Source organism: Pseudomonas psychrophila HA-4, assembly GCF_000282975.1.
Lineage (GTDB): Bacteria > Pseudomonadota > Gammaproteobacteria > Pseudomonadales > Pseudomonadaceae > Aquipseudomonas > Aquipseudomonas psychrophila_A.
This window is the reverse complement of record NZ_ALJC01000101.1, coordinates 22,902-37,636: the sequence shown is the minus strand read 5'-3', so window position 1 is coordinate 37,636 and position 14,735 is coordinate 22,902. Positions and strand designations below refer to the sequence as shown.

Here is a 14,735-nt window from a genome sequence, read left to right as displayed (position 1 = left end):
ACGATGATCTGCTCAACCCAGCCAACCATATAGCGAGGGCCTGCGTAGTCCAGATCCCACGAATCGCTTTTAGGGTCGTTTGCACCCGACAGCGGGTCGTGTTTACAGGCGGCAAGCATCAATAAGCACAACAGCACACTAAGGGTTCTAAGCTGTTTCATGGCAATCACCATGGCTCATACACATGAGGGTGGCGAACGCGCACCCCGCCTTCCATAGGCGAGTTGATGTAGATCAGCGTTAAGCCACGGACTGTGGTATTTCCGAAAGGGTGATTCCAATGTGCCGATGTATGGATATAGCGCTGGCGCAGCAGCCCCTCCTCGGACGGGGTGGTGCTGTAATCGCCAGCGACAAACCTGTCGCAAAGGGGTTGTAGCTCTTCTGGTATCTGGTATTCAAGTTTGGCCGGTATATCGTCGAACGGTACTCCCTTGGCCTTGGCCAGTGCATGCATTACCCGTAAATACACCCGTGACAGTTCACCTCGGACTTCGCGTTTGATTTGCAGCCCGGCATAGACTCGTTTGCGTTCAGGTAGTAGGCCATCCTGCCCTTCAATATGCGCGGCTTGTGGGGTGACGATATGTAGCATGTCAGCAGGCCAGCCTTCGGCAATCCAGCAGGCTTTCGCGTCTAGAGCCTCGCGGTAAATGGAGGTGTCAGTGACGTCCCTATCGATGGATACGTCGAGTGCCTGCATCGGTGTGACCATTAATTCTTCTTGGGTGAGGGCCAGATAGCCACCCCCCAGATCCGAATGCACGCCAGGTAGGGTGATTTCGAGATGGTCTGGGCCGACTTCACTGAGTGCGAAATTAAAACGTTTTTCATCTCGGGCGGCCAATTGCACTACGTTTTGTATTGCGTTTGGCCACAGGTAAAGTTGCAGGCGGGGAATATGGCGGCTGCTTAAATTGCCAAAATTATCCCATCCGATAACAGAGGCGACCGTGTCAAACAACCCGACAAATCCAAAAGAGACGGTGTGAAAGTCGTGCGTGAAAGAGCAACTGAACTTGGCTTTGGTGCTGCGTAGGACCTCACCCCAGAGGCCGTTACGACCGCTTGCGATATGATCGGAAAAATGCCGGGCGGCGGCCGCTCCTCGGCTAAAGCCAAAAATATCAAAGGTTATGGTGCTTATTTCTGCGTCTGGGTGATCTTTATAGAGTTCGTTCATCAGTCGCAACAGGCTTGCAAATGTTTGCCCTACCCTTTGCTCCACACCGGTTTCGCCGCGACCGGTGCTTACGCCCAGAAAGATGTCTTTTTCAGCGGCTTGTGTACCGATTCCGTCTATATATCGTTTGCGGTAAATCTTTCTACTTTTGCTTGCTCCAACTAACTCTTGCGCGGGTTCATACAAATCAAACAACTTGGCAATATTGCTCGGATCATTTCCATAACTGCCCTTGGGATCGGCCATGTAGGGCTTACAGCTGCCGTCCAGATCTTGCGCTCGCACGGGGTGGTGGGCGCCGCACCGCTGGCCCAGTTCGGAGTTGCTGGCGTTATTGTTAGTGCCGTCGAAGAACACTCCAATGCGCAGGTTCAGATCGAACTTTCTGGCGCGCTCTTCGCGCTGTTGTTGCTCGCAATACTCGAACCCCCTTTTGTGGCTAGCGGCATCGGCAGCCGCAATGTGGTCATAGCTGCGGTGCTCGGCCTCTTGGGCGGCCAGCTCTTTTGGGGTCATGTCATCGAGGTATTTGTAGCCCCCTTCGCCACCGACATGCCGCCAGATTTGGGTGGGTCCACCTTTGTTAGCCATATGAGTCCTTTCGCCAATTTAAGAGGCTGAACTCTAGGCAGGTGGGGCGAAGATGGATGTAGGAGTGGGCGGCAATATTGCGAAGGGCAAAGATGGTTTTGGCGTAGGAGTTGCCGCAGTTTGCGATCGATTTAACAATCGATAGCGCACAGCCTGCGGCAGCTTCCACGAAAAAAATCCATAAAAAAACCTCGCCTCCTGTGAAAAGGAGGCGAGGTTTTTCAGGGTGCTGTCTTAAACCACGTTTGGCGTTTGTGGACGCCGTACATCAGGTTGTTTCCAGGACTCTGCCGCCGATTCTTCGATGGCTTGCTGGATGGCCTTTTTGCGGTGTTCTTCGGCGCGACGGCTGAAGAACCACACCAAGAAGGTCACCAGCGACACTGCCAGCAGGATCAAACTGGCCACAGCGTTGATCTCAGGTTTAACCCCCAGACGTACCGCCGAGAACACTTCCATCGGCAAGGTGGTGGAACCCGGGCCGGACACGAAGCTTGCCAGTACCAAGTCGTCCAGCGACAGGGCAAAGGACATCATGGCGCCCGCTGCCAGCGATGGCGCGATCATCGGGATGGTGATCAAAAAGAACACTTTCCAAGGCTTGGCGCCTAGGTCCATGGCCGCTTCTTCGATCGACAGGTCCAGCTCACGCAGACGCGCCGACACCACGACCGCCACGTAGGCCGCACAGAACGTGGTGTGAGCGATCCAGATGGTGACAATGCCGCGTTCTTGCGGCCAGCCAATCATCTGCGCCATGGCCACGAACAGCAGTAACAGCGACAGACCGGTGATTACCTCTGGCATCACCAGCGGCGCTGTCACCAAGCCGCCGAACAGTGTGCGGCCCTTGAAGTGGCTGATGCGCGTCAGCACGAACGCCGCCAATGTGCCCAGCGCCACCGCTGCAATCGCCGTGTAGCAGGCGATTTCCAGCGAGCGCATGACCGAGCCCATCAGTTGGGTGTTGTCGAGCAAACCGGTGTACCACTTCAAAGACCAGCCGCCCCATACCGTCACCAGTTTGGAGGCGTTGAAGGAGTAGATCACCAGGATCAGCATCGGCAGGTAGATGAATAACAACCCCGCCACCAACATAAAGCTAGAGAAACGGATGCGGTTCATATCTTGCCCTCCAGCTCTTTAGCCTGGCTGCGGTTGAACAGAATGATGGGCACGATCAGGATCGCCAGCATGACCACGGCAAGCGCAGAGGCTACCGGCCAGTCACGGTTGTTGAAGAACTCTTGCCACAACACTTTACCGATCATCAGGGTTTCCGGGCCGCCCAGCAGTTCCGGGATCACGAACTCACCTACTACCGGGATAAACACCAGCATGCAGCCAGCGATGATGCCGTTCTTTGACAGCGGAACGGTGATTTTCCAGAAGCTGTTGAAGGTGCTCGAACCCAGGTCAGACGCGGCTTCCAGCAGGCTGTGGTCGTGTTTTACCAGGTTGGCGTACAGCGGCAGGATCATAAACGGCAGGTACGAGTACACGACGCCGATATACACCGCAATGTTGGTATTGAGGATTTGCACGGGTTGGTCGATCCAGCCCATCGACATCAAGAAGCCATTGAGCAACCCGTTATTGCTGAGGATGCCCATCCACGCGTAAACGCGGATCAGGATCGCGGTCCAGGTCGGCATCATGATCAGCAGCACCAATACGGTCTGCATCTCTTTGCGCGCATTGGCGATGGCGTAAGCCATCGGATAACCGATCAGCAGGCACAACAGCGTGCTGAAGAAGGCCATCTTCAGCGAGCCCAGGTAAGCGGCGATGTACAACTCATCGTCGCCCAACATGGCGTAGTTGCTCAGGTTCAGCAGCAGCTGAATTTTCTGGTCAACGTAGCTGTAGATCTCGGTGTAAGGCGGAATCGCGATGTCTGCCTCAGCAAAGCTGATCTTCAAAACGATGAAGAACGGCAGCATGAAAAACAGAAACAGCCACAGGAATGGAATCCCGATGACCATATGGCGGCCACCGGGGGTTATTCGTTGCAGTCGGCGTTTAAGCTTTCGCATGTTCATGAGCGCAGTACCACGCCGCTGTCGTCTTCCCACCACACGTAGACTTCATCGTCCCAAGTCGGGCGTGCGCCACGGCGTTCGGCGTTGGCCACGAATGATTGCACCAGTTTGCCGCTCGGCAATTCGACGTAGAACACCGAGTGCCCGCCCAGGTAGGCGATGTCGTGCACCTTGCCGCGTGACCAGTTGTATTCGTAGGTCGGCTTTTCGGTGGTGACCAGCATTTTTTCCGGCCGAATCGCGTAGGTGGTGTGTTTGTCTTCCACCGAGGTGGTCACGCCGTGACCGACGTAAATGTCGTTCTCCAGCTCCGGGCAATTGATGCGCGCGTAACCTTCGGCGTCGTCGACCACTTCACCTTCGAACAGGTTGACGTTGCCGATGAACTCACACACCAGACGGCTGACCGGGGTTTCATAGATGTCGATCGGGCTGCCGATCTGGGCGATCCAGCCCAGGTGCATGATCGCGATGCGTTGGGCCATGGTCATGGCCTCTTCCTGATCGTGAGTCACCATGACGCAGGTCACGCCAACGCGTTCGATGATTTCCACCAGTTCGAGTTGCATCTGCGAGCGCAGTTTTTTGTCCAGTGCTCCCATCGGCTCGTCGAGCAGCAGCAATTTTGGGCGTTTGGCCAGCGAGCGGGCCAAGGCCACACGCTGGCGCTGACCGCCAGACAATTGATGCGGCTTGCGCTTGGCGTACTGGGTCATGTGTACCAGCTTGAGCATTTCGCTCACGCGGGCATCTATCTCGGCGCCGGACATCTTGTCCTGCTTAAGGCCGAAAGCGATGTTTTGAGCCACGGTCATGTGCGGGAACAGGGCGTAGGACTGAAACATCATGTTGATCGGCCGCTCGTAGGGCGGCATGTCTGTGATGTCTACGCCATCCAGGAAAATACGACCTTCTGTTGGGCGCTCGAAACCGGCGAGCATACGCAGCAAGGTGGATTTGCCCGAACCCGATCCGCCGAGCAAGGCGAAGATTTCGCCTTTGTTGATTTCCAGGGACACGTCGTCCACGGCAATCGTCTCGTCGAATTTTTTCGTGACCCGGTCGATTTTGACCAGCACCTGTTTAGGTGTCTGGTCGCCCTCGAGGGCTTTCTTATAGGCGCCGGAGGCAACAGCCATTTACGAAACTCCCAACAAATTTAGCAGCCCGAACAAGATGCTCAGGCCTTGGATAGGTGGTCTTGCGAGCTATTTACCCGTCTTGACCTTGGTCCACGAACGCGTCATCAGACGCTGGATGTTCGAGGGTAGTTCGGTCGAAACGTAAGTCTTGTCCAGCACCGCTTGGGTTGGGTAAACCGCTTTGTCGGTACGAATGGACTCATCCATCACCTTGTCGGATGCAGGATTGGGGTTGGCATAGCCAACATAATCACTGACCTGAGCGATCACTTCAGGCTTGAGCAGGTAGTTGATGAATGCGTGGGCTTCCTTGACGTTGCTGGAGTCTTTTGGAATCGCGAGCATGTCAAACCACAGGGCGCCGCCTTCCTTGGGAACGATGTAGGCGATGTTGACGCCCTTTTTAGCTTCGGCGGCGCGCGCCTTGGCTTGGAATACATCACCCGAGAAACCAATCGCAACGCAGATGTTGCCGTTGGCGAGGTCGGAGATGTATTTGGAAGAGTGGAAGTAGGTGACGTAAGGACGCACCGACAACAGAGTTTCTTCAGCTTTTTTGTAGTCTTTTGGGTTGGTGCTGTTGGCGTCCAGGCCCAGATAATTGAGCACGGTCGGCATCATTTCATCGGCTGAATCCAGGAAGGCCACACCACATTGGGTCAGCTTCTTCATGTTCTCGGGTTTGAAGACCACGTCCCAAGAATCGATTTTGTCGACGCCAAGGACTTCTTTGACCTTATCGACGTTGTAACCGATGCCATTGGTGCCCCACAGGTACGGCACGGCATACAGGTTGCCTGGGTCGTTTTGCTCAAGGCGCTTGAGCAAGGCTGGGTCCAGGTTGGAATAGTTGGGCAACTGCGACTTGTCGAGCTTTTGGAACGCGCCCGCTTTGATCTGTTTGCCCAGGAAATGGTTAGACGGAACGACCACGTCATAACCGGTACGGCCAGCTAGCAGCTTGCCTTCCAAGGTTTCGTTGGAGTCAAACACGTCATACACCGGTTTGATCCCGGTGGCCTTTTCGAAGTCGGCCAGGGTGTTCGGTGCGATGTAGTCCGACCAGTTATAAATGTGCACAGTGGGTGCCGCTTGTACGCTGACGGCAAGCGTCAAACCAGCTCCGACCATCAAGGTCTTGCGAAACAAAGAAATAGACACGTGGTGGTCCTCTAAATAGTTGGGCCTGAATTGCCCGCGTCACACGGCAGCTGAGCCGCCAAAGACAAAACCGGCGCGCAACTTACCCTCGATAAACCTGCACAGCAAAGTTTTCTGCGATTTATTGACTTAAATCCCGGATTTTTATCGGTATAGCCTGAATTTTGTAGTCGCTGCCGCAGGCTGCGATGAGGTCCGTGGGGACTTCAAGAAACGGGTTGCTCCGCAACCCTTCGCAGCCTTCGGCAGCGACTACAGTCTCTTACTTACCGGACTTGATTTTGGTCCAGCTGCGAGTCAACAAGCGCAAGGTGGCTGGCGGCAGGTCACTGATCGCGTACAAGTGCTCTTTCACTTCGTCTGATGGATAAATGCTCGGATCACCCGAGATGTCTTTATTCACGAGTGGTGTTGCAGCCTTGTTACCGTTCGGGAAACGCACGCTGTTAGTGATCTCAGCCATCACCTCTGGTTCCAACAGGTAGTTCATCCAAGCGTAAGCAGCATCGACGTTTTCGGCATCTTTAGGGATGGCGACCATGTCGTAGAAGCTACCCGCACCTTCTTTAGGGATGGTGTACTTGAGTTTGACCTTGTCTCCGGCTTCTTTAGCGCGGGTGATGGATTGCTCCAGGTCGCCCGAGTAACCCACGGCGACGCAGATGTTGCCGTTGGCCAAGTCAGAGATGTATTTGGAGGAGTGGAAGTAGGCAATCGAAGGGCGAACCTTGAGGTACAGCTCTTCAGCTTTCTGCAAATCTTCTTTTTTCTGGCTGTTGGTCGGTAAGCCCAAGTAATGCAGCGCCGCTGGCAGCATTTCGGTCGGCGAGTCGAGCACACTCACGCCACATTTTTTCAGCTTCTCGATGTTCTCAGGCTTGAAGATCACATCCCAAGAATCAATGGTGTCGACGCCCAGAGCGGCTTTGACCTTCTCAGGGTTGTAGCCGATGCCAATAGTGCCCCACATGTACGGGAACGCATATTTGTTGCCTGGGTCACTGGCATCGCCAACGGCTTTGAGCAACGCAGGGTCTAGGTTTTTCCAGTTAGGCAGCTTGGACTTGTCCAGCTCTTGGTAAACCCCTGCCTTGATCTGCTTGGCCAGAAAATTGTTGGACGGCACGACGATGTCGTAGCCGGACTTGCCCGCGAGCAATTTGGCCTCAAGGGTCTCGTTGCTGTCGAACACGTCGTACACCACTTTGATACCGGTCTTGTCTTCAAACTTTTTGACGGTATCGGGTGCAATGTAATCGGACCAGTTGTAAACGTGCAGCACTTTATCGGCTGCCTGTGCTGCCCCGGCCATCACACCCATCAAGGACAGGGCGAGAAGGGTCATGCCCGCTTTTTTAAAACCTGATGCCTTCATCTGTAATGCTCCAATTGTTCTTTTAAACCACCGATTTAGTGACCTGTTGTCAGGTTAACCAAAGCTGGCGGCTAGTCTGGCAAGATCCGGGGCAGGCTTTCAAGGGAAGAGCCTTGATTCCTAAGGCTCTAAGCGCAATTGCCTACATTAAAAGTGCAGTTGCCTTGCGCTCAGAGCCTAGCAGTTAACTTTGCAGTGCTTCCAAAGTCAGGTCTAGGCACTTGCGAGCCTTGGTCACCAGCTCATCGATCTCGTCTTTGCTGATCACCAGCGGTGGCGCAATGATCATGGTGTCGCCCACGGCACGCATGATCAGGCCGTTATCAAAGCAGAATTGTCGGCAGATCATGCCAACGCCGCGGCCTTCATAGCGTTTGCGAGTGGCTTTGTCTTGCACCAATTCAATGGCGCCCAACAGACCCACACCGCGGACTTCGCCCACCAACGGGTGATCGTTCAGTTCGCGTAAACGCTTTTGCAAATACGGTGCCGTTTCGTTGTGCACGTTCTCGATAATTTTTTCTTCGCGCAGAATGCGGATGTTTTCCAGCGCCACGGCGGCGGCAACCGGGTGACCTGAATAGGTGAAACCGTGGTTGAAATCGCCGCCTTCGTTGAGCACCGCCACCACTTCGTCGCGCACGATCAGGCCACCCATAGGGATGTAACCCGAAGTCAGGCCTTTGGCGATGGTCATCATGTCTGGCTTGAGGCCGTAGAAATCGCTACCGAACCACTCACCTGTGCGGCCAAAGCCGCAGATCACTTCATCGGCCACGAACAAAATATCGTACTTGGCCAGGATCTCTTTGATACGCGGCCAGTAGGTATCTGGCGGAATAATGACGCCGCCAGCGCCCTGAATCGGCTCGGCAATAAAGGCCCCCACATTGTCGACGCCGATTTCTAGGATGCGTTCTTCCAACTGATTGGCTGCGAAGATGCCGAACTCTTCTGGCGACATGTCGCCGCCTTCAGCAAACCAGTACGGTTGCGCGATGTGCGTGATGCCCGGAATCGGCAAGTCACCCTGTTCGTGCATATAGGTCATGCCGCCCAAGCTGGCGCCGGCCACGGTCGAACCGTGGTAACCGTTTTTGCGGCTGATGATGACTTTTTTGTTCGGCTGGCCTTTGATCGCCCAGTAGTGGCGAACCATGCGCAGCATCGTGTCGTTGCCTTCAGAGCCGGAACCCGTGAAAAACACGTGGTTCATGCCTTCTGGCGCGATGTCAGCGATGGCCTTGGACAGCTCAAGAACCGGCGGGTGGGCGGTCATGAAAAACAGGTTGTAGTACGGCAGTTCGCGCATTTGCTTGCTGGCCGCATCGGCCAGTTCGTCACGTCCATAACCAATGGCAACACACCACAGGCCGGCCATGCCGTCGAGAATCTTGTGCCCTTCGCTGTCCCACAGGTACACGCCTTTGGCGTGAGTGATGATGCGCGGGCCGACTTCTTTCAATTGCTTGAAGTCGCTGAACGGTGCCAAGTGATGGTCGTTGCTCAGTTGTTGCCATTCGAGGGTTTGCGGGGTTTTGCTAGTCATACAGCTCTCCTTTATTCAGTTGGGGTGTCGCCGCTCCCGGTGCAGCGACACCCGGCGTGTCAGACGGCGAACAGCAGGAATTCCCGCTCCCACGAACTGATGACGCGCTTGAAATTTTCATGTTCGGCACGTTTTACCGCGACGTAGCCGGTGATGAACTTGGTGCCGAGGTACTTCTCGACGGTCTTGCTGTTTTCCATCCGCTCCAGCGCGTCTTCAATGGTCAGCGGTAGGCGCAGGTTGCGGCGCTCATATCCGCGGCCCACTACTGGCGCGCTTGGGTTGATGCCTTCGACCATGCCGATGTAGCCACACAGCAAGCTGGCAGCAATGGCCAGGTACGGGTTGGCGTCGGCGCCCGGCAAGCGGTTTTCGACACGGCGGTTTTGCGGCCCAGCATCGGGCACACGCAGGCCCACGGTGCGGTTTTCTTCGCCCCATTCCACGTTTACCGGCGCTGAGGTGTCAGGCAGGAAGCGGCGGAAAGAGTTCACGTTCGGCGCAAACAGAGGCAGCAGCTCAGGAATGAACTTCTGCAGGCCGCCGATGTGATTAAGGAACAGTTGGCTCATGGTGCCGTCTTCATTAGAGAAGACGTTTTTGCCCGTTGCGATGTCGATGATGCTTTGGTGTAAATGCATCGCGCTGCCCGGCTCACCGGTCATGGGTTTAGCCATGAATGTTGCGGCGACGTCGTGCTTGAGCGCGGCTTCACGCATGGTGCGTTTGAACACCAGAATCTGGTCGGCCAGCGACAACGCGTCGCCGTGACGGAAGTTGATTTCCATCTGCGCTGTGCCGTCTTCGTGGATCAGGGTGTCCAGATCCAGTTCTTGCAGTTCGCACCAGTCGTAAACGTCTTCAAACAGCGGGTCGAATTCGTTGGCGGCTTCAATAGAGAACGACTGACGGCCCGTTTCTGGACGGCCTGAGCGACCTACTGGCGGCTGCAACGGGTAGTCCGGGTCGTCGCTGCGCTTGGTCAGGTAAAACTCCATTTCTGGCGCCACGATCGGCTGCCAGCCGTGGTCGGCATAGAGTTTGAGGACCTTTTTAAGCACGTTGCGCGGTGACAACTCAATCGGGTTGCCCTGCTTGTCGTAGGTGTCGTGAATCACCTGAGCGGTTGGCTCGATGGCCCACGGCACGAGAAATACTGCGTTCTGATCGGGACGGCAGACCATGTCGATGTCTGCCGGATCGAGTAGCTCGTAATAGATGTCGTCTTCGACATAGTCGCCGGTAACGGTTTGCAGCAATACGCTTTCGGGCAGGCGCATGCCTTTTTCAGCAATGAACTTGTTGGTCGGCGAAATCTTCCCGCGAGTAATCCCGGTAAGGTCGGCGATCATGCATTCGACTTCTGTGATCTTGTGGTCTTTCAACCAATCGGTGAGCTGGTCGAGGTTGTTACTCATAAATGCCTCTGGGCTGAGTTTCCTGACTTGAATAAGTCAGGCGTTTACTGACGCATCGGCGTCGCGTTGTGTTGCGCGCCGTCTGCAGGCATCTCCAAATGCCTGGAAGATGGCGAGGTAAATCGGGTTAGAGCTTACCTGCCATTCAGGGTGCCATTGAACAGCTAAAGCAAAAGCCTTGCCGTCTTGCACCGAGACCGCTTCGACCAAGCCGTCCGGTGCGAGGGCTTCAACCCGCAGCCCTGGGGCTAATTGGTCAACGCCCTGGGTGTGAATCGAGTTGACCTCAAACTCGGTCGGCAAGCCCAAACCTGCCAGCACTCCACCCGGCTGAACGTGCATGGTGTGGCTCGGGCCGTACTGCACCTCGACCGGTGCGCTGGGGTCTTCGCGGTGCTCGATAAAGCCTTCGACTTCGTGCAATTTCTGGTGAAGTGAGCCACCCAGGGCTACATTCAATTCTTGAAAGCCCCGGCAAATGCCGAGCACCGGAACGCCTGCTGCCAGAGCAGCGCGAATCAGGGGGAGGGTGGTTCGATCACGGTCAGGATCATGCAACGTGCCAGGTTCGCTGGCAGGGCCGTGATACAAATGAGGTTCGATATTGGAGGGTGATCCGGTAAAAAGCAGGCCGTCCAGACTGTCCAGAATATTGGTCGGATCAATCAGTTCCGCCAGTGACGGAAGGATCAGAGGCAAGCCTTTGGCTGCCACCGCGACTGCTCGCACGTACTTATCGCCAGTGATGTGATAAGGATGCAAACCGATCTGCTTGGTGCAGGCGGTGACGCCGATTAACGGCAGGCGTGACATGTAACACCCCGGTATTATTGCTGTTATGGGTTTGAATCGAGCTTAGCCTCGTTCATTTTTTTACACAACACCCCCGTAAAAAATACAACACGCCCCGCTCAAGCCTGCGGGTGCTACAACGTTATAAGGGCGAAATTCGCCCTAAAATGCGTCAAAAATGCCCTTTAAGCGCTTTTTTAGGGCAAAAAAGAGGCTGCTTGACTTCGGTATGCCGTTCGGGTTGACTGAAACCCGTAGCGCTCAATGATTGATATTTTTAACAACAAAGGTGTTGCATCATGTCGGTACCCCCGCGTGCCGTTCAGCTGAATGAAGCGAACGCGTTCCTTAAGGAACATCCTGAGGTTCTGTACGTTGACCTTCTAATTGCGGATATGAATGGTGTGGTGCGCGGTAAGCGCATTGAACGCACCAGTCTCCACAAGGTTTACGAGAAAGGCATCAACCTGCCGGCCTCTTTATTTGCTCTGGATATCAACGGCTCAACGGTGGAAAGCACCGGTCTGGGTCTGGACATCGGTGACGCAGACCGAATCTGTTATCCAATCCCTGACACCCTGTGCAATGAGCCGTGGCAAAAGCGCCCAACCGCGCAACTGCTGATGACCATGCACGAACTTGAAGGTGAACCTTTCTTCGCCGACCCGCGCGAAGTGCTGCGTCAAGTTGTTACCAAATTTGACGATCTAGGCCTGACTATCTGCGCAGCCTTTGAGCTTGAGTTCTACCTGATCGATCAGGAGAACGTAAACGGCCGCCCACAACCGCCACGTTCGCCGATTTCTGGCAAACGCCCGCATTCGACACAGGTTTACCTGATCGACGACCTCGACGAATACGTCGACTGCCTCCAGGACATTCTGGAAGGTGCGAAAGAGCAAGGCATCCCGGCTGACGCCATCGTTAAAGAAAGTGCCCCGGCGCAGTTCGAAGTGAACCTGCACCACGTTGCCGACCCGATCAAGGCCTGCGACTACGCGGTACTGCTCAAGCGTTTGATCAAAAACATCGCCTACGACCATGAAATGGATACCACCTTCATGGCCAAGCCTTACCCAGGCCAGGCGGGCAACGGACTACACGTTCACATTTCGATTCTGGACAAAGAGGGCAAAAATATTTTTGCCAGCGAGGATCCCGAGCAGAACGCCGCATTGCGTCACGCGATCGGCGGTGTGCTGGAGACCCTACCGGCGCAGATGGCGTTCCTTTGCCCTAACGTCAACTCCTACCGTCGTTTTGGCGCACAGTTCTACGTGCCGAACTCGCCGTGCTGGGGGCTGGACAACCGTACGGTCGCGATCCGCGTACCGACCGGCTCCTCTGATGCCGTTCGCATTGAACACCGCGTTGCCGGTGCCGATGCCAACCCGTACCTGTTGATGGCGTCTGTTCTGGCGGGTGTTCACCACGGTCTGACCAACAAAATCGAGCCGGGCGCTCCGGTTGAAGGCAACAGCTACGAGCAAAATGAGCAAAGCCTGCCAAACAACCTGCGTGATGCTTTGCGTGAGTTGGATGACAGCGAAGTCATGGCCAAATACATTGATCCGAAATACATCGACATCTTTGTAGCCTGTAAAGAGAGCGAGCTGGAAGAGTTTGAACACTCCATCTCCGACCTCGAATACAACTGGTACCTGCATACCGTGTAAGCGATTGCAGCGCTCATAAAAACGCCGCCGGCTTAACTGCCAGCGGCGTTTTTTTATGCCTGTGCAATCCGCTCGCGCGGCTCGTACAATGCCTGCTGCCCTGCAGGAGACACCCATGACGCGCCTCGCCACCCCACGAGTAACCCCTCGCAAATCCCGTGCACGCAGCCAAGGCCGAATCGATTCTATACTCGCCGCTGCCCGCACCTTGCTGGCGGCGGAAGGGGTGTCCAGCCTGTCGATCTACAGCGTGGCCGAGCGCGCTGAAATCCCGCCTTCTTCGGTCTATCACTTTTTTGCCAGTGTGCCCGCCTTGCTCGAAGCGCTGACCGGCGATGTGCATGCTGCTTTTCGCGCGTGCCTGCAAGCGCCCATCGCCCACGAAAGCCTGAACACCTGGCATGACCTGTCATACATCGTTGAGCGGCGCATGCTGTCGATCTACAGCGAAGATGCGGCAGCCCGGCAATTGATTTTGGCCCAGCACGGGCTGACCGAAGTGACGCGGGCAGATCGTCAGCACGACCTTGAACTTGGGCAACTGATGCACGCGTTGTTTATGCGTCATTTTGAATTGCCGGCATTGCCACAGGACGTGGACGTGTTTGCGCTGGCGATGGAGTTGGGGGATCGGGTATACGCGCGCTCGATTCAGTTGCACGACAGCATCACCCCGCGCATGGCCGAAGAAGGGCAGCGCGTGTTTGATGCGTATTTGGGGTTGTACTTGCCGCCTTTTTTGCCAAAACGACAACCGTAAAGCTCCCTCACCCTAGCCCTCTCCCGGAGGGAGAAGGAACCGATCGGGGGATGTTGTAGATGTTCTGCGGCCTGCAAGCCATGCACTGCCCCTCAGAACACCCCGGTAAAGCTCCCTCTCCCTCGGGAGAGGGCTGGGGTGAGGGGCAGCTACGTGCGCCGCTTTCAAATCAAAACGGTACATCACCCAAAATGGTCGCACGGTGCATCACGCGGCGGTTCGGGCGGTAGTCGTCCACGGCGTAGTGCTGGGTTACGCGGTTGTCCCAAAACGCTACGTCGTTTTCCTGCCAGCGCCAGCGAATGGTGTACTCGGGACGGGTCGCGTGAGCAAACAGCAGCTTCAAGATCGCCTCGCTTTCCAGGCCTGAAAGCTCATTGATTCGCGTAGTGAACCCTTCGTTGACGAACAGCGCTTTGCGCCCGCTCACCGGGTGCGTACGAATCACGGGATGCGACAGCGGCGGGTTGTTTTTGCGGGTTTGCTCCCAGCGCGCCAAGTCTTCCGGGGTCGAACCAAAGCGTTCCAGCGGGAACGATTGGGTGAAGTCGTGCGTTGCAGTCAAACCGTGTAGCAATACTTGCAGTGGTTTGGACAACCCTTCAAATGCCGCAATGCCGCTGGCCCATAACGTGTCGCCGCCGAACGCCGGTAACTGTTTGGCACTCAATACTGCACCCAGTGCAGGCGTCGGCAAAAAGGTCACGTCGGTGTGCCATACCGCGTTGTCACGTACGTCGGTAACGGCCGTGTCCAGCACCAGCACTTCAGGTTGTTCCGGCACGTTGGGGTAGATCGGGTGAATGTGCAGGTCACCAAAATTGGCCGCGAAGCGCGCCTGTTGCTGTGGCGTCACGGGCTGATTTCTGAAGAATATGACCTGGTGCACCAGCAGCGCTTGTTCGATGGCATCGCGGTATTCCAGGCTGAGTGGCTGGGTCAGATCAACGCCGTCAATCTGGGCGCCCAGGGCAGCGCTAATAGGGGTAATGGTCAGGCTCATGGTCATCTCGTTATCTGCGCGCTGATTAATCAGCGTCGATGTG

Annotated in this window: 12 protein-coding genes; 2 read left to right on the top strand and 10 right to left on the bottom strand. The window is 55.6% G+C overall.

Going from position 1 to position 14,735, the window contains the following annotated elements:
- Window positions 1–166 precede the first annotated feature (166 nt).
- From B347_RS0116515 to B347_RS0116475, 9 genes are all read right to left on the bottom strand, one after another.
- Window positions 167–1,699, bottom strand: coding sequence for a T6SS phospholipase effector Tle1-like catalytic domain-containing protein (locus tag B347_RS0116515; RefSeq protein WP_192812386.1), 1,533 nt, complete (start codon window positions 1,697–1,699; stop codon window positions 167–169).
- Window positions 1,700–2,008: 309 nt separating this feature from the next.
- Window positions 2,009–2,899, bottom strand: coding sequence for an ABC transporter permease subunit (locus B347_RS0116510; protein WP_019410798.1), 891 nt, complete (start codon window positions 2,897–2,899; stop codon window positions 2,009–2,011).
- A complete protein-coding gene (locus B347_RS0116505) occupies window positions 2,896–3,816 on the bottom strand; it encodes an ABC transporter permease subunit (protein ID WP_026014244.1) in 921 nt (306 codons plus the stop codon). Before B347_RS0116505 ends, B347_RS0116510 begins: the two co-directional genes overlap by 4 nt.
- On the bottom strand, window positions 3,813–4,955 hold the full coding sequence (locus B347_RS0116500) for an ABC transporter ATP-binding protein (protein ID WP_019410796.1): 1,143 nt from the start codon (window positions 4,953–4,955) through the stop codon (window positions 3,813–3,815). Before B347_RS0116500 ends, B347_RS0116505 begins: the two co-directional genes overlap by 4 nt.
- Before the next feature lie 69 nt (window positions 4,956–5,024).
- Window positions 5,025–6,119: a polyamine ABC transporter substrate-binding protein gene (locus B347_RS0116495; protein ID WP_019410795.1), complete on the bottom strand. Its 1,095-nt coding sequence runs from the start codon at window positions 6,117–6,119 to the stop codon at window positions 5,025–5,027.
- Window positions 6,120–6,381: 262 nt separating this feature from the next.
- Window positions 6,382–7,494: a polyamine ABC transporter substrate-binding protein gene (locus tag B347_RS0116490; RefSeq protein ID WP_019410794.1), complete on the bottom strand. Its 1,113-nt coding sequence runs from the start codon at window positions 7,492–7,494 to the stop codon at window positions 6,382–6,384.
- A 184-nt stretch (window positions 7,495–7,678) separates the two neighbouring features.
- Window positions 7,679–9,043, bottom strand: a complete 1,365-nt coding sequence (locus B347_RS0116485; protein WP_019410793.1) for an aspartate aminotransferase family protein — start codon at window positions 9,041–9,043, stop codon at window positions 7,679–7,681.
- A gap of 59 nt (window positions 9,044–9,102) precedes the next feature.
- Window positions 9,103–10,461, bottom strand: a complete 1,359-nt coding sequence (locus B347_RS0116480) for a glutamine synthetase family protein (protein WP_019410792.1) — start codon at window positions 10,459–10,461, stop codon at window positions 9,103–9,105.
- Window positions 10,462–10,497: 36 nt separating this feature from the next.
- Entirely contained in the window at window positions 10,498–11,274 is a 777-nt protein-coding gene (locus B347_RS0116475; RefSeq protein ID WP_019410791.1) for a gamma-glutamyl-gamma-aminobutyrate hydrolase family protein, read from the bottom strand.
- Window positions 11,275–11,552: 278 nt separating this feature from the next.
- On the opposite strand from B347_RS0116475, the gene B347_RS0116470 reads away from it, so the two are divergent.
- Together B347_RS0116470 and B347_RS0116465 are read left to right on the top strand one after the other, a co-directional pair.
- Window positions 11,553–12,929, top strand: coding sequence for a glutamine synthetase family protein (locus B347_RS0116470; protein ID WP_019410790.1), 1,377 nt, complete (start codon window positions 11,553–11,555; stop codon window positions 12,927–12,929).
- A 115-nt stretch (window positions 12,930–13,044) separates the two neighbouring features.
- Window positions 13,045–13,689 carry a TetR/AcrR family transcriptional regulator gene (locus tag B347_RS0116465; RefSeq protein ID WP_019410789.1) on the top strand — a complete coding sequence of 215 codons (645 nt, stop codon included), beginning with the start codon at window positions 13,045–13,047 and terminating at the stop codon, window positions 13,687–13,689.
- A gap of 169 nt (window positions 13,690–13,858) precedes the next feature.
- On the opposite strand, the gene tauD is transcribed toward B347_RS0116465, so the two are convergent.
- Window positions 13,859–14,692, bottom strand: coding sequence for a taurine dioxygenase (gene tauD / locus B347_RS0116460; protein WP_019410788.1), 834 nt, complete (start codon window positions 14,690–14,692; stop codon window positions 13,859–13,861).
- Window positions 14,693–14,735 lie beyond the last annotated feature (43 nt).